Annotated in this window: 29 protein-coding genes and 3 pseudogenes; 15 read left to right on the top strand and 17 right to left on the bottom strand. The window is 37.5% G+C overall.

The features are described 5' to 3' along the window. Window positions 1–80: 80 nt before the first annotated feature. Entirely contained in the window at window positions 81–866 is a 786-nt protein-coding gene (locus H6F47_RS09205) for a hypothetical protein (protein WP_347239076.1), read from the top strand. On the opposite strand, the pseudogene H6F47_RS28845 reads toward H6F47_RS09205, so the two are convergent. The 3 genes and pseudogenes from H6F47_RS28845 to H6F47_RS09195 all read right to left on the bottom strand — a co-directional run. Then, a pseudogene (locus H6F47_RS28845) lies at window positions 788–1003 on the bottom strand (integrase); the annotation flags it as partial. The gene H6F47_RS09205 and the pseudogene H6F47_RS28845 sit on opposite strands and share 79 nt — an antisense overlap. A gap of 517 nt (window positions 1004–1520) precedes the next feature. Continuing rightward, entirely contained in the window at window positions 1521–1643 is a 123-nt protein-coding gene (locus H6F47_RS28475) for a hypothetical protein (protein ID WP_277877143.1), read from the bottom strand. A gap of 9 nt (window positions 1644–1652) precedes the next feature. Continuing rightward, window positions 1653–1946 carry an HNH endonuclease signature motif containing protein gene (locus tag H6F47_RS09195; protein ID WP_190648755.1) on the bottom strand — a complete coding sequence of 98 codons (294 nt, stop codon included), beginning with the start codon at window positions 1944–1946 and terminating at the stop codon, window positions 1653–1655. A gap of 99 nt (window positions 1947–2045) precedes the next feature. Here H6F47_RS09195 and H6F47_RS09190 point away from each other — a divergent pair, with 99 nt between their 5' ends. Both H6F47_RS09190 and H6F47_RS09185 read left to right on the top strand, forming a co-directional pair. Then, the gene (locus H6F47_RS09190; protein WP_190648752.1) at window positions 2046–2237 is read left to right on the top strand and encodes a hypothetical protein; all 192 of its coding nucleotides are present in this window, start codon (window positions 2046–2048) and stop codon (window positions 2235–2237) included. Between the two features lie 142 nt (window positions 2238–2379). After that, window positions 2380–2817, top strand: coding sequence for a hypothetical protein (locus H6F47_RS09185; RefSeq protein WP_190648750.1), 438 nt, complete (start codon window positions 2380–2382; stop codon window positions 2815–2817). Here H6F47_RS09185 and H6F47_RS09180 read toward each other — a convergent pair. The 3 genes from H6F47_RS09180 to H6F47_RS09170 all read right to left on the bottom strand — a co-directional run bounded on the left by H6F47_RS09180 (window position 2803) and on the right by H6F47_RS09170 (window position 4764). Continuing rightward, entirely contained in the window at window positions 2803–3957 is a 1155-nt protein-coding gene (locus tag H6F47_RS09180) for an HNH endonuclease domain-containing protein (protein ID WP_190648747.1), read from the bottom strand. The genes H6F47_RS09185 and H6F47_RS09180 overlap by 15 nt on opposite strands. 113 nt (window positions 3958–4070) lie before the next feature. Further along, window positions 4071–4529, bottom strand: a complete 459-nt coding sequence (locus tag H6F47_RS09175) for a hypothetical protein (RefSeq protein WP_190648745.1) — start codon at window positions 4527–4529, stop codon at window positions 4071–4073. Further along, window positions 4507–4764, bottom strand: coding sequence for a hypothetical protein (locus H6F47_RS09170; protein WP_190648743.1), 258 nt, complete (start codon window positions 4762–4764; stop codon window positions 4507–4509). The genes H6F47_RS09175 and H6F47_RS09170 overlap by 23 nt, the downstream gene beginning before the upstream one ends. 1 nt (window position 4765) lies before the next feature. On the opposite strand from H6F47_RS09170, the gene H6F47_RS09165 reads away from it, so the two are divergent. The 9 genes from H6F47_RS09165 to H6F47_RS09125 all read left to right on the top strand — a co-directional run bounded on the left by H6F47_RS09165 (window position 4766) and on the right by H6F47_RS09125 (window position 9737). After that, a complete protein-coding gene (locus tag H6F47_RS09165; RefSeq protein ID WP_190648741.1) occupies window positions 4766–5731 on the top strand; it encodes an HNH endonuclease in 966 nt (321 codons plus the stop codon). Further along, window positions 5728–6588 (top strand): hypothetical protein, encoded by an 861-nt coding sequence (locus H6F47_RS09160; RefSeq protein WP_190648739.1) that lies wholly within the window; start codon window positions 5728–5730, stop codon window positions 6586–6588. The genes H6F47_RS09165 and H6F47_RS09160 overlap by 4 nt, the downstream gene beginning before the upstream one ends. Before the next feature lie 3 nt (window positions 6589–6591). After that, window positions 6592–6891, top strand: coding sequence for a hypothetical protein (locus H6F47_RS09155; protein WP_190648735.1), 300 nt, complete (start codon window positions 6592–6594; stop codon window positions 6889–6891). Between the two features lie 381 nt (window positions 6892–7272). Further along, window positions 7273–7749, top strand: coding sequence for a DUF262 domain-containing protein (locus H6F47_RS09150; protein ID WP_242027370.1), 477 nt, complete (start codon window positions 7273–7275; stop codon window positions 7747–7749). Between the two features lies 1 nt (window position 7750). After that, window positions 7751–8248 carry an HD domain-containing protein gene (locus H6F47_RS09145; protein ID WP_190648733.1) on the top strand — a complete coding sequence of 166 codons (498 nt, stop codon included), beginning with the start codon at window positions 7751–7753 and terminating at the stop codon, window positions 8246–8248. Further along, window positions 8248–8667, top strand: a complete 420-nt coding sequence (locus H6F47_RS09140) for a hypothetical protein (protein WP_190648730.1) — start codon at window positions 8248–8250, stop codon at window positions 8665–8667. The genes H6F47_RS09145 and H6F47_RS09140 overlap by 1 nt, the downstream gene beginning before the upstream one ends. Further along, window positions 8664–8948: a hypothetical protein gene (locus H6F47_RS09135; protein ID WP_190648727.1), complete on the top strand. Its 285-nt coding sequence runs from the start codon at window positions 8664–8666 to the stop codon at window positions 8946–8948. The genes H6F47_RS09140 and H6F47_RS09135 overlap by 4 nt, the downstream gene beginning before the upstream one ends. 31 nt (window positions 8949–8979) lie before the next feature. Further along, window positions 8980–9219, top strand: a complete 240-nt coding sequence (locus H6F47_RS09130) for a DUF3846 domain-containing protein (protein ID WP_190648724.1) — start codon at window positions 8980–8982, stop codon at window positions 9217–9219. A gap of 23 nt (window positions 9220–9242) precedes the next feature. Continuing rightward, window positions 9243–9737 (top strand): hypothetical protein, encoded by a 495-nt coding sequence (locus H6F47_RS09125; protein WP_190648721.1) that lies wholly within the window; start codon window positions 9243–9245, stop codon window positions 9735–9737. Here the strand turns inward: H6F47_RS09125 and H6F47_RS09120 are convergent, their stop codons facing one another. The 4 genes and pseudogenes from H6F47_RS09120 to H6F47_RS09105 form a co-directional block, all read right to left on the bottom strand. Then, the gene (locus H6F47_RS09120) at window positions 9738–9977 is read right to left on the bottom strand and encodes a hypothetical protein (RefSeq protein ID WP_190648718.1); all 240 of its coding nucleotides are present in this window, start codon (window positions 9975–9977) and stop codon (window positions 9738–9740) included. It lies immediately after the preceding gene. 121 nt (window positions 9978–10098) lie between these two features. Then, window positions 10099–10266 (bottom strand): annotated as a pseudogene (locus tag H6F47_RS09115) (plasmid partition protein ParG); the annotation flags it as partial. Window positions 10267–10457: 191 nt separating this feature from the next. Next, on the bottom strand, window positions 10458–11330 hold the full coding sequence (locus H6F47_RS09110) for a ParB/RepB/Spo0J family partition protein (protein ID WP_190648713.1): 873 nt from the start codon (window positions 11328–11330) through the stop codon (window positions 10458–10460). Next, window positions 11330–11734 (bottom strand): ParA family protein, encoded by a 405-nt coding sequence (locus H6F47_RS09105; protein WP_242027369.1) that lies wholly within the window; start codon window positions 11732–11734, stop codon window positions 11330–11332. Before H6F47_RS09105 ends, H6F47_RS09110 begins: the two co-directional genes overlap by 1 nt. On the opposite strand from H6F47_RS09105, the gene H6F47_RS09100 reads away from it, so the two are divergent. Beyond that, a complete protein-coding gene (locus H6F47_RS09100) occupies window positions 11718–11978 on the top strand; it encodes a hypothetical protein (RefSeq protein WP_190648710.1) in 261 nt (86 codons plus the stop codon). The two genes, H6F47_RS09105 and H6F47_RS09100, sit on opposite strands and share 17 nt — an antisense overlap. A 98-nt stretch (window positions 11979–12076) precedes the next feature. Here H6F47_RS09100 and H6F47_RS09095 read toward each other — a convergent pair whose 3' ends face one another. From H6F47_RS09095 to H6F47_RS09070, 7 genes and pseudogenes are all read right to left on the bottom strand, one after another. Further along, window positions 12077–13042, bottom strand: coding sequence for a hypothetical protein (locus tag H6F47_RS09095; protein ID WP_190648706.1), 966 nt, complete (start codon window positions 13040–13042; stop codon window positions 12077–12079). Between the two features lie 83 nt (window positions 13043–13125). Next, complete coding sequence (locus H6F47_RS09090; RefSeq protein WP_277877145.1) at window positions 13126–13983, bottom strand: DUF5131 family protein; 858 nt, start codon at window positions 13981–13983, stop codon at window positions 13126–13128. Between the two features lie 9 nt (window positions 13984–13992). Then, window positions 13993–14148 (bottom strand): annotated as a pseudogene (locus H6F47_RS27850) (IS1380 family transposase); the annotation flags it as partial. Between the two features lie 239 nt (window positions 14149–14387). Then, complete coding sequence (locus H6F47_RS09085; protein WP_096572937.1) at window positions 14388–15212, bottom strand: IS982 family transposase; 825 nt, start codon at window positions 15210–15212, stop codon at window positions 14388–14390. 204 nt (window positions 15213–15416) lie between these two features. After that, the gene (locus H6F47_RS09080; protein ID WP_096572938.1) at window positions 15417–15914 is read right to left on the bottom strand and encodes a hypothetical protein; all 498 of its coding nucleotides are present in this window, start codon (window positions 15912–15914) and stop codon (window positions 15417–15419) included. A gap of 169 nt (window positions 15915–16083) precedes the next feature. Continuing rightward, a complete protein-coding gene (locus tag H6F47_RS09075) occupies window positions 16084–16305 on the bottom strand; it encodes a hypothetical protein (protein WP_236104194.1) in 222 nt (73 codons plus the stop codon). 122 nt (window positions 16306–16427) lie between these two features. Beyond that, window positions 16428–16568, bottom strand: a complete 141-nt coding sequence (locus H6F47_RS09070; protein ID WP_162501971.1) for a hypothetical protein — start codon at window positions 16566–16568, stop codon at window positions 16428–16430. A 50-nt stretch (window positions 16569–16618) separates the two neighbouring features. Here H6F47_RS09070 and H6F47_RS09065 point away from each other — a divergent pair, with 50 nt between their 5' ends. Both H6F47_RS09065 and H6F47_RS09060 read left to right on the top strand, forming a co-directional pair. Beyond that, the gene (locus H6F47_RS09065; RefSeq protein ID WP_236104193.1) at window positions 16619–17272 is read left to right on the top strand and encodes a hypothetical protein; all 654 of its coding nucleotides are present in this window, start codon (window positions 16619–16621) and stop codon (window positions 17270–17272) included. Window positions 17273–17370: 98 nt separating this feature from the next. Next, window positions 17371–18216 (top strand): NACHT domain-containing protein, encoded by an 846-nt coding sequence (locus tag H6F47_RS09060; protein ID WP_242027368.1) that lies wholly within the window; start codon window positions 17371–17373, stop codon window positions 18214–18216. Window positions 18217–18306: the final 90 nt, after the last annotated feature.

Here is an 18306-nt window from a genome sequence, read left to right as displayed (position 1 = left end):
TTTGCTGTTTTTTTGATTCTATACTTCCAATAAATTGATATAATTATTATTAGTATAATTCATTTATAACAGTTATCAAAATGAGTTATGATAATGCCTGTAAGTATTTGTCAGAAAAGTATCCAATGGAGTTTGCTAGGTGGTTATTATCAGTAGAACCCCAGCAAGTTGAAGTTCTAAAAACAGAACTTACATTAGAACCTATCCGCGCTGATTCCCTAACTTTTTTGAAAACAGATAACCGGATTTTACATATTGAATTTCAAACTTTACCTAAATCTAAACCACCTTTGGATTTCCGAACCTTAGATTATTCTGTAAGGTTAAAACGTCAATATAAATGTCCTGTAACCCAGATCATAATATTTTTGAAAGAAACTGATAACGAAGTAGTTTTTCAGGAAGAATTTAGATATGAAACAACCATACATCGCTATCATGTAATTAGAATGTGGGAGCAAGATTCAGCATTATTTCTCAATAATCCCGCATTATTACCGCTTGCAGCACTAACACTCACTGATTCACCATCTACATTACTAGCGCAGGTTGCTGAAAAAATTGCTAAAATTCCTAACAGAGAAGAAAGACAAAATATAGCAGGGTGTACAGAGATTTTAGCGGGCTTAAAATTTGAAAAAGATGTTATTCGCCAATTTTTACGGGAGGATATTATGCAAGAGTCAGTAATTTATCAAGATATTTTACAAAAGGGTAAAAAACAAGAAGCAGTGCGGTCTTTGTCACCCTTACCACCCCGGACTTTAACACTCCCAGTCTTAAAATCACTCAACATCAAATTAACTATTTCCCCCCGGCGCAACCCGCCACCCCGCAAAATCGCTATTAATGCTGCATCTCGATAACCGATGGGAGTCCGGTCTTTAAAACAAACTTGCATCAGGGCATCAATTTCATCAGGTGATAAACACCGACCCTTGAGTTCTGTGGATGTTTTGATATTGGGGATTTCCACAGCCCTAGCAAAATCATTGGCATCCATCAATTCCAAGAGTAACGCCTGTCTGAGAACCCGACGTAAAGCAGCCAGCATTTTATTAGCAGTCGCTGGAGCATACCTTTCCACCAGAATCCCCCGCACAGCAGAGGTGTGTTTGTATCGCAACTTAGACCAGTCCAGGGTTAGCGCATCGCAAGTGTTAGCAGTGAGGATGTTGGCGATCGCATTCAGGGATTGTTCCATAGTCCGCCGAGAACCCGCACCCAAAGAAGCAAGGTAGACAGCAGCAGGGTGTTCAGTTAGGGGTACAGGAGTAGTTAAGGCTAGGGAAACTGCACTTATTTTACCAATATCGGTAGGGTCAGACATTGCTTATTAGTTATGGGAAGATGCGTTCTCGCAAGTTATATTCTCATACTTAATTTAACAATTTTTCTAGGTTTTTCCTACCTTTCGGTTTTTCCTCTAAGAATCTACCAGTGTTTTCCTCTAAGAAAATTTGCCAGGGTACGGTGTCATTACAAAAAATCCCCAACAGTTTTACACTAGGGGACTGTGATTACCATTTTCTGTGAATATAGTGCAATTGTACTATATCAAAATAATATTGACAATGGGTGCGGTTCTTGGTTTCCCCTTCAACACTGGCAGTTAATAAGCGATCGCCAGGAAAACCCATCAAAAGTTTCCTCTAAGAAAATCTCGACATATCAAACAAACTTAATTGTCCTTCCACAACATTACCCCTACCCCCACGATGGTAACTAAGATGACATGATGCACATACAGGTATAAGATTCTCAATTCTGTTATCCGTAGGATTCATATTGTGGTGGTGGACTTGAAGGTTATAGGCACGGGGTTTAATATGATCTGGTGGTTTTTCACCGGGGCGTAAGCAAACACGACCACATTTTTGACAACGCCAATCAGCTTTTTCCTTGATATCTCTAGCTAATTTTTTCCAGTGTTTTGGATATCCCATGACAACTGTTGAACTTCAATATAAGTATTATACTAAATAGATATGAATATTAGTAATTCACTTTATTAATGTATCAGTAATTTACTATGAGGCTATTTAATGAAACCTGAAGAATTAGCCAAAGTTGTTGGTATTGCTAGAGAAATAGCGACTAAAAGATGTCAAGCTATCGCAGTTTTTAGATATAATAATGATACCTATTATTTTGCTGATGCTTATGAATGGGAAAATGGTCGTCCCTATGGTCAATACATCATCACTGTAGAACCCAATCAAGGTCTTGAAGTGTAAAGATAATACAGGCATAATTGAACATATTGCACAATGAAGTAGCCCTAATCTCAGCTAATGCTTCCATCAATAGTGATGGATAATCAAAGCAAACTCTAATTTCTGATTCTTCCTTCATCAATATTTTTTGACTCCCAAACTTATGAAAACAACCCAAAATTATTTTATTGTTTTTGATACTAGGAAGGGTGCGTTTCTTGCTTATAATGCCGAGAACAACTGTTTAGTAACCTTCAAAACAGAACAAGAAGCCCGTGATACTTTTGAGATTGGTTATAAGGAAAATTATGAACAGGAATCCTCAACTTGGGCAGCTAGTGGTGCAATTCATTGGCTGCATTTACAACCTTTTGTAATAGCTTTACCAGCAAGTTTAACCCCAGTGGAAGTAATAACTACTTTGGCAAATTGTGATATCTCAGAAATTCAAAGTTATTCTTTACATAGTTTTGCTGTAAAGCATACCCAGGGAATCAAGGTTGATTTGGATATCTGTCGTAATTACGAGGTTTCTAAAATAGAATTAGTAAACGCTAAATGGTGGCCACAAGAAGCTGCTGAGGCTTCAAAACCTAGCTAAATTCCGGTATTCCCCAAAGCTATCAATCAGATTCACAACCGCAGTGGCTAATATGATCGGTAAATTAACATTACCCAAAACTGTGGAAAACCTCACGGCTACATCCTCTTGCAGTGCTTTGGACAATGACACCGATTTACTATAATTACTATATGCTAACTCAAAATAGGGACGGGCTTTTTGTAATGTTTCTTGAGATGGCAAACGGTCACGTTTTTTATATGAATTAAACTCCGGGTCACTCGGTACTAAGTTCCACAGTTCATTGATGGGATAAAGTGACACTGGTAAGATGTGGTCTAAATCATAATTAATTCCCTGAGATATAGTTTTTTCAGTCCAGGGACACCTAAATTCTGTTCCCTCCATTAACAGGATATCAATATTATTTCGTTCCCAAGTCAATGGTCTACGGTTATCTGGTCTATAAGTTAATAATTGATAAACTAAACCCCGATGTACTGGTTTTTCTTGTTGTACTCGTTCACTAAATAAACACCATTCATGAATACATAGTGCCTCAATCCAGAGTGACATTTCCTGAAAAGTTTGCCATAAATCAGCGTTAATTATTAAACATTTATCTTGAGATTTAGTACCAGGAATTGCTATAATTGTATCATCAATATCTGCATATTTTAGAGGTTTATTAAACACTGTCCAGTTCCCAGGTCCGGCATAACGAATGGGCATTTCCATAGCTTTAGCAATGGCACTCAGGGCAGCAGCATAACATTGATGTAAAGATTTAGGATAAGTTTGATATTTACGGGTAATTCTGAGTTCATTAATCAAATAAAAACCGTCGCTAGGGTGAGAACTACGAACTATTGTTTCCCATTCACGACGTAACGCTGTGAGTTCAGGACGGAACGACATATCATTTCTGAGTTGACCATCATTACCCTTACTCCGTTGACCTTGATAGATGGGGGAATCCGGGTTAACAAAAGGCCAGTAATAAGCCACCCAGAACTGTGCTAACAATTTTAATGGTATGGCGACATCTTTATGAGAATTACGTAAATCAGGGAAACTCAGGACAATATCATTAATGGCACGGAGTAAAGCAATTTTGTAGCTGGTTTGCTTACTATCATGTTTGAGAATGGTACTAATGATAATGCTACCGGATAACATACAGCAGGAGTCAGGAGTCAGGAGTCAGGAGTCAGGAGTCAGGAGTAAAACAGGCTTGGTGTCTAGGTTTCAATTTTAATTTTGTACCTCATTGATCTACAATCTGCTGTATTTTATGAGGATTTTACATTGCTGAGTTCCCGTGCTAAAAATTCCACTTGGGTTTTGACATATTCTACATTCTTATAGGTAGCATCACTAGAGAAATTATGAAACCTAATAATCCTTGGAAACGCATCATCACTATGACAACAATCAAACCCTATCCACCAATAATCATCAGTTTTTGGTAATAATTGATGACAAACGGCTCTGGGGTCATCAATTTGATAAGATGGTTCAGAAAAGTTAATACCTTTGTCAGTGGGAATTTCCTTTAATTCCTTATCTTTAATATCCTTACCATAATAAGGATGAGTTGGGGGAATCCCCACATAACCGCATAAAAAACCGATATCTTGTCTAGTAATTAAACAAGGAAATCCCAGATAAACCCATTCAATACGGTCTGGTTCTCGTTGCCATTCACCGTCTACCCATCTAGACTTATCAATCCAATTCAGGGTTTTCATCTATAATATTCCCATTTTCATCACGTTTAACTTCTACTATTTTGACATCAAATCTTTCCCATTCCTCCACTGTAAACCCCGCTTCAGTTTCTTGGGGATACCGTCGTGCCATTTCTTGCCAAGCAGCTTCTTCACTCAATGCCCAAATATAATATCCCTGTCTTTCTCTTAAATCATATTTACCAGTACAATTATGTGTATAAAGTAAATTACGAGTACATCTATATTCTTTCATTATGAAAAATATTAACTTCTACACCAATAAGTTTCTCAATCTTAAAGTATCACGCTCTCATGGTGTAGCCCCCAATAAGCCGATTTTATTGTTATCGGTGATAGAAATGATTGGACTGGGAATACTGCGAACTAATGAGATTCCCTTGTCTGGGGAGTTAATCGCCACATTCCTTAACTTCTGGAGTCATTTAGAACCAATCCGTAAACCGAATATTGGGCTACCGTTCTATCATCTCATCAGTGATAAGTTCTGGCACTATAGAATGAAACCAGGTTTTGAATCATTGCTAACTGCTAAAGTACAAATTAGGAGTCCCTACACCATTAGAGAAACTGTAGAATATGCTTATTTGGACTGGGAACTATGGGAATTATTGCAGAACGCAGAAAACCGGAGTATTTTAACAAGTGTATTAATTAACAAGTGGTTTGCTGATAAATACCAGCAGATAGAAAAATTATTGGAAATAAATGTATTTGGGGAACTAGAGGAAAAATTGAGAGCGCAGGGTGGTAAAGTTTATGAGCCAGACGAATTAAAAGATAAAGAAACATTTGTTGTAGAGCAGAAATCTATCATCAGGGATACAGCGTTTCGTAAACTTGTTGTTAGTACATATAATCATACCTGTGCTTTATGTGGAATGCAGGTACTAGATAATATAGGGCAAAATATTGTAGATGGTTCACACATTATGCCGTTTTCCCAGTTTTATGATGACCGCATTAATAACGGGATTTCATTATGTAAAAATCATCATTGGGCATTTGATAGATTTTGGTTTACCCTTGATGATGATTATACAATTATTGTTGACAATAAACTCCAGGAAAAATCACCCAACGCTAAACCGATTCAGGAATATAGGGGTGATACAATAATTTTACCAAATCAATCACAGTATTATCCTAGAGTAGATGCAATTGGGTGGCATCGTCAGGAGTTTTTAAGACGCACAGCATGAACAAAATTAAAAAACCAAAGGGTTGGTATCAACAAATTACTATCCGTCCTACGCTGTCGGTGGATGGTTACGAAAACTATGAAAAAATCTGTAGTTATGTGGCTGATGTTTATTTTTCTGTAGATGAACCTACCGCACAACAACTAATCAGAAAAAATGATAGAGACTCCAGGGGTATTAGTTTCTATACTCTGTTTAAGGTAGGACAAGCCAAATGTCCGGCATATTGGGTAGGTAAGGATTTACTAGCAGCCCTGATACAATCTGACTTAACTATAGAAGCAGACAGTTTAAATTGGGCAATGAAAACGGGGATTTTGATGTTGCCTAAGAATGTGGTTATGTCCCCAGAAAACCATAGTGTTTATGCTATTTTGTGGCATTATGACACCGATGAAGAATTGATTTATTTGACCGCTATGGATAAAGCTAGTTACTATTGCCGGAGGTTTAAGGTATTTGATAATTTAAGACAGATTAGATACACCGATGTTGAGGATGTAAACCCCAAGATTCTTGAAGATTTCAATGAATATTTAGAATCTATATTTTTGAGGTTAATGTTAATCATGGAATGCTGTCCTGAATTGGTAGACACCACCAGCGAGGTAGTCAGGGTCAACAGGGGGTTTAGTAAGGCACAGGAACAGGAATTTTATCAGCCACTATGGATTGGCAGAAACTATACTTTTAAAAGAGAACAAACTGCTGCAATATCCGGTGGTACTGGTGGTGCAAAGAGCGTACATTGGCGTAGGGGATTTTTGCGGAATCAACCCTATGGAGAAGGCAGACAACAACGTAAAATGGTGTGGATTGAACCTGTGTTGGTTATGGGTGGTAGGGAATCTTCATAGTTTATGAACAAACAGAACGCTATAGAATTTGCTGTACAATGGGGTTATATTCTGGTGTATTCTGAATATTCTAAAAAGGTACGCAGTCAAAATTGGGTAGTAAAAGTACCAACTACAGCTTTAAAAAGTCGTCCTGGTTTAGTAAGAAGTGTTAAAATTTTAGAGGGTGGTGATTTAAACGAACTGTTAGAAAAAACCAAGGATTATTTTGCTAATAGTAAATTTCCTATAAAAGTGTTTCTGCGTGAAAATAAATACTCAAGTAATGAAAATGAACAAGAAATATTTACTATAAATGGATAATAGATATATGTTTGAACCCAACACCCAAGGAAAAGTGAAATTATATTTTACCGAGGATAAAGTATGTATTGGGTCAGAAGTGTTGAATGTTAAGATTTTGAGGATATTGTCCAATTTGTGCATTGGTATCAGTGATACCAAATTTCAGCAATTAATGACTCTATTCTCAATAGACAATAGGTTTTACCTGGGTAAAACGCCAAGATTGTAAAGTTTTATTGCAGGATTCAACACTTGTGGTATTGGGTCTTATGATGAAGTTGTCCAGTACGAGAGAGAAACCCAAAAAAGTTATTGGGCATCGGAGTTTTTGAGATTACCATTAAATTATAACCCCATTGGGAAAACACCAACTGAAATTATAGAGGATGGTGGTGAATTATGATGGCGGATCAGGAGATAATAAATAATAAATATCCTGTATTACAAGAACAGGACCGGATGAAATTACCAGAATTGGTGAACAAAATTGCGGGAAATCCTAATTACATGATAATTGATGAAAGTGATAATAACTGGGATATACAAAAGAAATCAAAGTTAATAGAATCTTTTATTGCAAATTTTCCAGTGCCACCAATTATTGTATCAGAAACCACTTACTGTAACAATTATAAAGTGATTGATGGAAAACAAAGAATCAAAGCAATTGTGGATTATTTGAAGAATAGGTTTCCGTTGACTGGGTTGGAATTTATGACGCAATTAAACGGTTACACTTATGATAATCTGCCAGCAAATATTGAACGAATATTAACTCGGCGTAACTTATCAGTTATCAATATTTTATTTGACAACAAGCCCACCCCTGAACAAATTGCCAAGTTACTAAATATTATTACAGAACGTTACAAATAATATGACCATCCAAGATAAAACCCAAGAATTTGCTATAGCTAAACACGGTACTCAAAAATATGGTGAGCATCCCTACTCGTATCATCTAAATTATGTAGTGAATATTTTGAAAGAATATGGTTATGCAGAAGATGATGCAATTATCAGTAGTGCATGGTTACATGATACCATAGAAGACACAGATACAACTTATGAAATGATAGTAAGTGAATTTAATCAGGAAATAGCGGATATTGTTTGGGCGGTAACGAATGAACCGGGGAAAAATAGAATGGAGAAATTTGCTAAGACAGCACCGAAAATAATAGCTAACAAAAAAGCCTTAATACTTAAATTAGCAGATAGAATCACCAACACAGAATTTAATTTTGAGCATGATTCTAGAATTTATCAGGTATATCGTCGGGAGTTTCCCCAATTTAAACAACTGCTATATCGAGAACAAGATATTGATATACTAGCAATGTGGAATCGCCTAATTAGTTTATCTCAGGATTAATGTACTACGGATACCAATGTTACAGTAAAGATCATGAACCCTTGGGTTGGTTATATCTTAGCGGTTATGAATATAACTGGACTAATCGGGATTTATATTTATGTAAACGCTGGAAAACCCCAAAAGGTGCAGAGAAAAACTTTGAACAGTATAACAGTCGTTGGCAACACCAAAGTAAAGGGGGATATTTAAAAATAGAAGTAATGCCAGAGTTTAATGAGAATAAACCCGATCAACAAAGTTTACAGAGATATCATCAAGCACCAAAGGTAATTGTCTTTAAACCCCAGGAAAATATTGTAAAATGGTTAGAACAGGAACGTTGTGTTAATGATGATGGTGAACCCGAAAGTGACGGGGAAATTCTGAATCGGAAATTGGCAGAACTAATGAAATTATCAAAACATAGTAAACCATGAAAGCAGTAGATTTAAAAGAATTAATTGTGAAGATTCTGCAAGAAAAACCACGATTATTTGATGGAGTGTGTGTCAAGGATATTAAAAGTTTATTATTAGAACATTATAAAATTAATCCTAGTGAAAGAATGATTATTAAAGTGATGATGGAACTGACACGATATGCCGAAGGTGATGGTCTCGAATGCGGGGACGGCAGTGTATTAGTTTGGGGTGATGAACATATGGTGTGTGGTTCAAAATTACATGGAATACATAAATATTGGTGGGCTAATATGTAATAATAATGAAATGATAATTGGATAATAACAAATGGCTACATTACTGAAAACCGACGGAACAGAAACAAAAATCACCCTAGAAAGTCTCAACCAAATTCAAACACTGATTGATGGATATTTTGAACAAGTCAATGTTGACGGGGGACTCCTGATGATAAATGAAGATGCGATCGCCAAAAATCTACCACTGAATGACAAAGCCTCCCAACTAGCTCAACAATCAATTAGAGGCGACGTAATTTTTGCAACACATGATGAAGTGGGTGGTTAGGATGTCTAATAAGTATTTGCATCATGAACAATAATCTAGAACGACTAATAACAATCCTTCAGCAAAGAGCAGAACTGTATAATAAACTAAACAAAAACTCTGATTTTCTTTATAAAAGTGTAGATTGTTTAGTTCTAGCTTACGGTCAACCCTTTACCAAACAAATAAAATCACCATTTCAAGGTGAACCCAAATCTTGTTGTCAGAACTGTTATCAGGCATTATATGATTTCCCAGAATTAAGTTACTGTGAAGGATTCGCAATGAACAATAATCTTGGTATTCCTATAATCCACGCTTGGTTAGTTAATAAAAATCTGGAAGTTATTGACCCTACATGGATTGGTGATAGATTTCAAAATTGTACTTATTTTGGTGTAGTCCTCACTGATGATTTTGTTCTGGAAATGACAGGGAAAACCGAAAGATATGGAATATTAGAAAGCGATTATGTGATGGACTACCAACTCCAGCGTCAGGGTTTCCCGTCTCATGCACTCAAAACATTTAATCGGTAATTACTCATCTTCTAAGTCTAAATCTTCAGGAAGATACCCGATAAACTCCTCAAAAGCGAGTTCTGCCATTCTATAACACATTCTTTCCCTGCTATGTCTGGCATTACAAAAATCAAAACCTTCCCTGACTTCATAACCCATGACTTTATAAAACTTGCGGGCTAAACTATTTAATCTGTTAAATATTTCTCTGTCTTCTGATATTTGATTGGGTTCTACTTCTAAAGTTTGATTATCCATAATATTTCCTATTCAATATTCCATTATTCATTATATTACTACTGCTGGGAATCCCTGAACACAGTCTGCATATTGAACAATGCCCACACCCCCAACATTAACTTTTCCTCTAAGAATGACATCAAGATTTTTGCTCCCTTGATAACCACTCCGCAATCAACTCATTCACCACATCCCCCATAGATTTATCCTGCTGTGTACACGCTACCTTAAACCTCAACTTTAACTCTTTGTCTATATACACACTTAATTCCGCTTTACCCTCTGGTATCTTTTTAGCCATTGTTGCACCGTTATCTCGATATCTAGTATTCTCGCATTCCGTTGTTAATTAGTAACTTTTGCGAGTTTCCGAGATTGCGCGATTACTCAGTGAATGATAAGATAAAAATAAGGCGATCGCCGAGTTCCGGGAAGAAGTGAGCGATCGCCTTAACCCATACAGGTAAATAAATCATGACACAAATCCAAAGTTTTTTATCAGGTGCTGACACCACCGCAGTCAAAGAACCCCATAGAGAACCCCCTCAACATTTGTTGATTGGGTCCAGGAGAACCGTCACCAGTTTCTTTTGGTGTTGTCTTCCCTGGTTTTAACTCTTTCACTAACTGCTTAATTTCACTTAATGATAAATTTTCATTAATTACTTTATCCAGTAGTTCCCTACGTTCACCGTCATCTTTGATTTGTGCGATCGCCCTGGCTTTGGTGTATTCCAGTTTTCCCTGACGTAATGCCTCTAGGACATCATCAGGTAAATTCAACAATGGCAACCGACTGGTACGGAAACTTTCAGCAGTGAACCGCCCCACACTTTGTAATACAGATTCTATAATTTCCAGTTGACGTAAAACATTTTCCGTCAGTTCTATGTTACGTTTTTTGGCATTGGCGGCTTGATTAAGAATTGATATAACTTCTGTAGTGTTTAAATCGAGTTCAATACAGAGTAATTCTAAGATTCCCTGGGTTTCTTCCACAGGATTGAGGTCTTCCCGTTGCAGGTTTTCTAGTAAAGCAATTTGCAGACTTTGGAGGTCAGAGAGTTCCTTAGTAATAATCGGTACTTCCGCTAAACCCGCTTCTTTGGCTGCTCTGAGTCGTCGTTCTCCAGCAATTAACTCGTATTCCCCATTAACGGGACGCACCAATAGGGGTTGTAAAATACCGTGTTCTTTGATTGAATTTGCTAATTTACTAATTTTTTGAGGGTCAAAATAATGTCGCGGTTGTTTTTGAGGCAGTCGAATTTTATCAATGGCAACGGTGGCGGTTGGTGTTTCTGTTTCCACGTTCATACTCAGCAAATCTTCCACACCACGCATTTTGGGGATTTCCAGTTTCTTGACCATTACAATTTCTCCATGCCCAGGGCTATCTTCTGTAAAACTGTCACCGCCGGATGTTTGGGGGCATATACCGCCAATGGTTGACTGCTCATCGCTGCATCTGCAAACGCTGTGGCACGGGGTATCTTGGGATAAATTTTGCCCAGTGCTGTTAACTGCTGCTCTAATCCTTCTAGTATCACTTTGTCTTGGTTGGCATTTACGTACAAGGTCGGCACAAATCCCGCTATTCCTAATTTGGGATTAATATGTTTCCTTACCTGCTTGATGGTATCAAATAATAATTCTGTTCCTTTAAATGCTTTGTAGTGGGTTTGGATTGGAATTAAAACATAAGTAGCAGCGGATAAACCGAGAATACTGAGAATACCCAGAGAGGGGGGCAGTCGATTGATTACTAAAATCAAAGAACTAGAGATAAATCAAAGTAATGATAACAAAAATTGGCAAGATTTTGAGGACAATAAGGATAAGATTGAAAATTTGTCTAGAATTTCTGCAATCCTTACTAGCGTTCCCGGTGGTCTACGGACTTGGCTGATAATTTTTATTATATTTCAAATGGTAGGGATTTTCTTTATTGATGTAGGCATCCGGGTTTTCAATTTGGAGTCTATTATTCCCATTGAACGCAAACAACCGTCACCATAATTTCTTGACTTCGTGGGGTAACAATATATCATCGCCCTATTGGGGTTTGGTAATCCCCATTCCCCATTTTTTAGAGTCCAATACCCAATGCCCAATGACTAACCATTAACCAAAGTTGGCTCAATCCAAATTCGCTTAGACTGTTTCCAACGACTACCTTCGCCGGATTCAAGTATTCGCCAATGTCCCCGTCGCCAGTGGGTATGGGGTGAACTATGAGTACCAGAATTAGTGATATCTAATTTGGTTTGATATCCTTTTCCTAACCATCTTGCACGTCTGATATTCGGGTTTGTGATATTAGTAAAACCCTGAGCTTTAGTGCTGATTTCGGTTTCGGAAATTTCAGTGCTGGTGTTTGGGTAATATTCCAGATACAGTAAAATATTAACAACCAAATTACGGACTCTTTCTACAAATTTGTTATCATTTTCATCCAGGATATTCCTACCAAGGTTGTTTTGATTGTTGTAAACCAAATCCCCATTTTCTGTAACTCTACTGCTGGACATCCACACGGTTTCTGTAGTGCTAGTGCCGGACCAGTCAAAGTGTAAATCTGGAACATATAAATCCGGGATTTCAATATCATACCATTTTCCGGTTTCCCATTCTGGATGTTCCTTACTTGCACAATGAACCACTAGATAATCAAGTTCGCCACTGGGTGATTCTAAAATTCCCTTGGGTAACGTCACCAAAAATGTCGGTAATGATGGTTGCCAACCTGCTAAAACCTCTGGTTTATGGAGGACATCAGTATTATCAAAAGCCGCAAATAATTCGGGAGTAATACAATAAATGGGGGCATCCTGAATAAACCATAAAGACATCCGGTGACTGTGAATAAAATAGGAAAAGTCAATACCAGCGCATTCTACGGTACAGGTGGACAAAGCAACACCGACTATACCGCTTAATTGTTGCCAGGAAATATAACCTTTGGGAGTTTGGTAATTCTTTTCAGAACGGATTTTTCTTAACAGTTTTCTGTTGGTTTTTTCAAATAACTGGAGGGTTTGATTTCTGCTACTATCATTGTAGTTTACAACAATGGGTTTCATATATGATCCTTAAATCCAAGAGTTTACTATTACCAATGGGTTAAAATTTAAAAAAACCCAGGGTTGCCTCTGAGCATCTTTAATTAACACGGAAATTCACGTATCTGTAAATCCTCTGGGAACTCCCCAAACACCCCACCTTTTTTATCACTGATTTTATAGGGTGCATTATTTAACATCGGTTTTGCTCCAAGTTGTTTGATGAATATTTTTACTTGGGCTTTTTGGCATTGGTGGGTGAGCGATCGCATAAATTCAATATGAGTAGTTCTAGCATTAGAACCCGATTCCCCGCCAATAATCACCCAATGAAGAGGGGGTGTACAGTGAGTGCAGATTGCAGCGCCAGCTATGGGTGCAACATCAACAGCATAGAGTTGACCCCGACTACCGCAACCGTCACAGATACCCTCACCAATACATTCACCCAACCATTCTGATAAATCAATATTTTCGAGTATTGGTTCACAACTCAAAAACCGAATCTTAGCAGGAGTTTTTAGCAAATAATAAATGTCTTCAGCGTTTTTTTGTGTGCATACGGAATACCCCAACCACAGATTATCAAATGGTAATGTGAGTTCCGTTTCCTCTAAGAATTTGCAACTTTCCTCAACCAGTTTGCGTACCCTCTTTGTTAACTTGGTTTCCAATAACTCAGTTTTAACTTTGACTAATGCAGACTTAATGTTTTGGAGACGGTCAGGGCTGGTGAAATACTGGTGCATAATTTCCGGGCGTTTGGTGAGAATCTGGTAAATATTCCACCGGGCGATTAGCATATATGCCACAGCTTCATCTATGAAATCAAAGGTGACTTTTTCATGAAATAAATCACCCAAATTAGCGACAAATACGAGTTCTGGGTTTTCCCAGTTTCCCCATTCCAGCACCCATTTTAGGCGTTGGGGTTGTAGGTTAATTTGTCCTGTCCATTGCAGTTTACCATTGGATGTGATTTGCAGTTTCCTGTCTATCTCAGCAATTAAACTTAGTCCTGCATCTGATGTTACTTTCCCACCCTGAAAATTTACTACTACTGGGCGGATTTTTTCTCTTTCAAATTTGAACTGTTTTGGTGTACAATCTGTTGTTACTTGGGTCATACTTTATAACTGTTGAAATGCTTTCTACATAACCCAAGTTGCTAGTTATGAGGAAGAGCGATAGCTACGCTGCACTTCGTGAACGCTAGGGTGAAGTTTGGGAAATAAATGGGTCAATAAAGTAATAACCCAAGTAGCCGGTAGAGATTCAAAAGGAAAGAAAGTCATCAAAAATTGACTCCTGGAATGCAGAAGCGACGGTCAGTAATAATGAAATTAAAAGTATGAATAGTAACTGATTAGATAAATGCTTCTTGCAGAGTGAAGGCAAAAATAAATGCCTGAACTTTCAGTAAAAACCCTTGATATGTGACGGCATGAATGGATTTGGGAAAATCACTTGTAATCGAACTAAATACGGTTTCAATATAATGACGAGTATGTTGTTTTATATATTGAATCCAAGGAGGATCTGGACGTTTAGATTTTTGTTTCCGCATCACTTTCAAACTAATTTGACTCGTGTGTTCTAGGTCATCTTCAATGGTGTAATCTGTGTAAGCTGCATCGCCATAAATTTCGCTCCCTGGGGGTAAATTTAGGGGTAAGGCATTTAACCCACGTACATCATTGGCACTTCCAGGTAAAAATACAAATTCCACAGGAATTCCCGTTTTAGTTGTTAATAATTGGACTCGCACACCATAGAAGTATCTTTTTTTCGATGCAATGTAACCCCGGTACTTTTCTGACTCAATTAACTTGACATTAAAAATGCGGATATTATCACACATAGGTACTGGAAATGAGTCTAAAAGATACTCAATATCATCACTAATTTCTTTCAGTATCATTCCCATTTGATGAAATAAATCGTTCATTAACATAAAAACTCCGTGCAATCTCCTGTTAAATCGTGATTTATCTAACATATTTGGAATCAAACCATGTTCTTTCATGTAAGTACAAGCCTTACTATGGTTGCCATTAAAGAATATCGCTGCACATACAGCCGTTGTGATAATTTCTGCATCACTCATGACTCTACGACTATCTTCTTCATGTCCAATCGCTTTCAACAAGTCATCCGTGATAGCATAGATGGCAATTATTTCTTTTAACATACTCCCCTCCTTTTTTCTGACTGGAGGGGATTTTATTACTTTATTGACCCACTGACTTCACAAATTCCCCCCTGGCGTTCACGAAGTGCAGCGTAGCTATCGCTCTTCCTCATAACTAGCAACTTGGGTTACATATACATTTTCTCAGTTTTTGACCATTTTTTTCTTTTTCTTTGTGAGAAATCCGGGGGTTAACGCCTTCTGTCACTCGGTTTCCAACAAAGTTGAAGCCACAGAAATATCATATCTTTGTCCAGATTGTGTCACATCAAAATCCATAATCAGTCGTTTAATATGTGAAAAATGCTGGCGTTTTCTAGCAATTAATTCCGCAATAATTTCTCTGGTTTCCCGTTGGGTTTCTGGATCATATACAAGTAACTGCTGTTGTAAAAAAGCATCAAGAACTTCTTTTTTATCTGATTCAGGTAACACTGCCGCATTCCAAGCAATGGCAGCCAAACTAAAAAAAGCCTTTAATTCTTTTAAATTGTCTATGGAATCCATATAGGGTGCTATAAAATCTTTCATAACTTCCGACATTTTGATTGCACCCTTGGGTTCTATAAGCATATTTGCTGCTAGTTCTCCAAAAACGCCCTCTGTCATTTTAGTTCTGAGTGCTTCCAGATGTTTTCGTCTCTTCTGAGAACTTTGTTTTTCTTGCATCAACTCCTTAAAATCTCTGGACTTTCTTGCCATAATTACACCCTTTTGGTATTTCTACAATTCTTAGACTTCTTGCATAACATCACTTATGTTGCATTCAGATTTTATAATAATCTTTCGTGGGAAGTTTTGTCTAGTAACAACACATAACTTCAATGTAAAATCGTCTCTATATCTGATACGATGAATTTGTATACATAATTTAGTGGTATCTAACATCATTTGCTGTCGGTACATTTTTTAACTTTTTCGCTGTGTTCTCAATGCTATCCCCACTACTTGCTGCTTTTACTAAAATTTCAAATAACGTTTGTTGGTCAAATCCACCTTGAGTTTTAATTGAGAAGTTCTCTGCTAAACATTCAATAACTTCTTCCAGGGTTTCCGAATCCGTTAAAGCCAAATGTTCTGATGGAAAAATCAATTAATTTCAACCAATATGTGACACACTACTTTCATTATCTCATCTTTGGATAACCCTGATAGCACTATAAGCATTATTTATATTTTATGTACTTTATCTGACAGCGTGTACGTAGATAACCATTAGCGATCGCTCTTCGGAGAAAAACTTTTTGGTTTACTGGTCAGTAATCTTTCCAATTGCTCTGCTATTACTTCATCTTCCACCATTGGTCGCTGTTTCTTTTTGGCATGGTCTCTGTTGCTTTTTTTACTGCTGGTCATGGCTAGACTAAATTCCTCAATCACTTGTCTAGATTGAGTTTCCCACTCTTTTGATCTCTGTTAATACTACCCTTGACAATCTTCCCTTTTCCTTAACTTGTCACGAATGTGCTAAGACCGCAGCAAAGGCTGATAAGTCTGAACTGAGTGCAGAATATTTTGACACTTACAATGAGATAAAAGCCTTGCCGGACAGAGAAATTAAATTACTTTTAGCAGAAAAAGATAATCAAATCCGCAGATTAGAGAATATGGTAATGAAGGCACTTGAGCGTCCTAGTTTTTATTCAAACACCCAAATAGAAAAGGTAAATACAATGACTAATAATCCTGGTGGAATTTCCCAAAATGTAAGTGGTGGTAATGTGTATGGTGGGATGCAAGCAGCACAGGGTAATAATAACGTGCAAACATCAACCACTTATTCTTCATCAGAACAAAAACAAAACCTTGCAGAAGCCACAGCAGAAATTCAGGCATTGCTAGAGCAGTTAAGCCAGTCTTATCCTACTGAAACAATGTCAGGAAAAATGGCACTGGCAGCAGAAGCCACACAACGCATCGAAAATAACCCAACTTTAATGCAGAAAACAATCAGTGCGTTGAGGGCTGGTGGTACGGCGGCTCTAGAACAAGCCCTCAGTCATCCCGCAGCCAGCTTTGTCATTGCTGCTTTAGATGATTGGAATAAAAACAATCAATAAATTATTAACTTGAATTAGGAACACTAGATCAATTTAGAACAATCCAAAATTGGTTTGGTGTGAAAAAGCATTTTATTTATTGCTATCAAATTTTAACTATGGATCAGCCGAAGTCTCCTGACGATAATCAAGCATCTTTGCCTGAAACTGGTATAGGACAGGAGGTTAATAATTCAACGTTCGGTGGTGGACAGCAGGCTGCAATAGGTAATGATAATATCCAAAATCAGGGGAACAATAACTGGCTAGGTAATACCTTAAATTTTTTCTTTGGGCAGCAGACAACAACCCCAGTAGGCAACCCTGATCGACCAAAGAACGAGCGGATACTATTAGCCTCAGTTAAGGAAGAAGTGACTTCCCGGTTAAGGCAATCTCTACACAATGCTGTGCTGATTAATTTGGGGAAAGAATCACAACCTCAACAAGTAAAAAGACCTTGGGATGCTGAGATAAAAATTGGACTAAAGCCTGCTGAACCTCTCCCAGATACCACAACAATTTTGGAAATTTTTGACTCCCAAGAAATTGCAGGTAAGTTGCTAATTCTGGGAAATCCTGGTGCTGGGAAAACTACTACAATGCTAGATTTAGCGAAAGCTTTAATTGCACGGGCAGAACAAGATGCTGATTATCCAATTCCAGTATTGTTTAACCTCTCGGCTTGGAAGTATGATAAGCAGTCGATGCGGGATTGGTTGGTGCTGGAATTAAAGTCGAAATATGTAGTGCGTCAGGATATTGGTGCAAAGTGGTTGGATGATGCCAAGTTGTTACCAATGTTGGATGGGTTGGATGAACTAGAGTCAGCACGTCAGGAAGCTTGTGTCAATAATATTAATAAATTTTTGCAAAGTGAATGGAGATCGCAGTATTTAGTGGTTTGTAGTCGCTCGGAAGAATACACAAATTATAAAATCAATCTGCAATTAACAATACCTTAGCCAAAAAAAGAGTATAAAAAGAGGGCTGATGTAGTAGAGTTATAGTCTTCCACAACGATAACTCGAAAGCCACACACAGCCCATGTTTGA

Source organism: Sphaerospermopsis sp. FACHB-1094, from assembly GCF_014696195.1.
Taxonomy (GTDB): Bacteria; Cyanobacteriota; Cyanobacteriia; order Cyanobacteriales; family Nostocaceae; genus Sphaerospermopsis; species Sphaerospermopsis kisseleviana.
The sequence above is the reverse complement of the archived record's forward strand: the minus strand, read 5'-3'. Positions and strand labels throughout refer to the sequence as shown.

What these genes read in the sequence shown, in the direction of transcription:
- H6F47_RS09165 (WP_190648741.1), top strand. Translation starts at nt 4,766, where the DNA reads ATGAAAAATATTAACTTCTACACCAATAAGTTTCTCAATCTTAAAGTA.
- H6F47_RS09085 (WP_096572937.1), bottom strand. Translation starts at nt 15,212, where the DNA reads ATGTTAAAAGAAATAATTGCCATCTATGCTATCACGGATGACTTGTTG.
- H6F47_RS09060 (WP_242027368.1), top strand. Translation starts at nt 17,371, where the DNA reads ATGGATCAGCCGAAGTCTCCTGACGATAATCAAGCATCTTTGCCTGAA.
- H6F47_RS09185 (WP_190648750.1), top strand. Translation starts at nt 2,380, where the DNA reads ATGAAAACAACCCAAAATTATTTTATTGTTTTTGATACTAGGAAGGGT.
- H6F47_RS09110 (WP_190648713.1), bottom strand. Translation starts at nt 11,330, where the DNA reads ATGGTCAAGAAACTGGAAATCCCCAAAATGCGTGGTGTGGAAGATTTG.
- H6F47_RS09130 (WP_190648724.1), top strand. Translation starts at nt 8,980, where the DNA reads ATGGCTACATTACTGAAAACCGACGGAACAGAAACAAAAATCACCCTA.
- H6F47_RS09160 (WP_190648739.1), top strand. Translation starts at nt 5,728, where the DNA reads ATGAACAAAATTAAAAAACCAAAGGGTTGGTATCAACAAATTACTATC.
- H6F47_RS09145 (WP_190648733.1), top strand. Translation starts at nt 7,751, where the DNA reads ATGACCATCCAAGATAAAACCCAAGAATTTGCTATAGCTAAACACGGT.
- H6F47_RS09195 (WP_190648755.1), bottom strand. Translation starts at nt 1,946, where the DNA reads ATGGGATATCCAAAACACTGGAAAAAATTAGCTAGAGATATCAAGGAA.
- H6F47_RS09125 (WP_190648721.1), top strand. Translation starts at nt 9,243, where the DNA reads ATGAACAATAATCTAGAACGACTAATAACAATCCTTCAGCAAAGAGCA.
- H6F47_RS09205 (WP_347239076.1), top strand. Translation starts at nt 81, where the DNA reads ATGAGTTATGATAATGCCTGTAAGTATTTGTCAGAAAAGTATCCAATG.
- H6F47_RS09180 (WP_190648747.1), bottom strand. Translation starts at nt 3,957, where the DNA reads ATGTTATCCGGTAGCATTATCATTAGTACCATTCTCAAACATGATAGT.
- H6F47_RS09175 (WP_190648745.1), bottom strand. Translation starts at nt 4,529, where the DNA reads ATGAAAACCCTGAATTGGATTGATAAGTCTAGATGGGTAGACGGTGAA.
- H6F47_RS09070 (WP_162501971.1), bottom strand. Translation starts at nt 16,568, where the DNA reads ATGACCAGCAGTAAAAAAAGCAACAGAGACCATGCCAAAAAGAAACAG.
- H6F47_RS09155 (WP_190648735.1), top strand. Translation starts at nt 6,592, where the DNA reads ATGAACAAACAGAACGCTATAGAATTTGCTGTACAATGGGGTTATATT.
- H6F47_RS09150 (WP_242027370.1), top strand. Translation starts at nt 7,273, where the DNA reads ATGATGGCGGATCAGGAGATAATAAATAATAAATATCCTGTATTACAA.
- H6F47_RS09140 (WP_190648730.1), top strand. Translation starts at nt 8,248, where the DNA reads ATGTACTACGGATACCAATGTTACAGTAAAGATCATGAACCCTTGGGT.
- H6F47_RS09190 (WP_190648752.1), top strand. Translation starts at nt 2,046, where the DNA reads ATGAAACCTGAAGAATTAGCCAAAGTTGTTGGTATTGCTAGAGAAATA.
- H6F47_RS09135 (WP_190648727.1), top strand. Translation starts at nt 8,664, where the DNA reads ATGAAAGCAGTAGATTTAAAAGAATTAATTGTGAAGATTCTGCAAGAA.
- H6F47_RS09170 (WP_190648743.1), bottom strand. Translation starts at nt 4,764, where the DNA reads ATGAAAGAATATAGATGTACTCGTAATTTACTTTATACACATAATTGT.
- H6F47_RS09120 (WP_190648718.1), bottom strand. Translation starts at nt 9,977, where the DNA reads ATGGATAATCAAACTTTAGAAGTAGAACCCAATCAAATATCAGAAGAC.
- H6F47_RS09080 (WP_096572938.1), bottom strand. Translation starts at nt 15,914, where the DNA reads ATGGCAAGAAAGTCCAGAGATTTTAAGGAGTTGATGCAAGAAAAACAA.
- H6F47_RS09095 (WP_190648706.1), bottom strand. Translation starts at nt 13,042, where the DNA reads ATGAAACCCATTGTTGTAAACTACAATGATAGTAGCAGAAATCAAACC.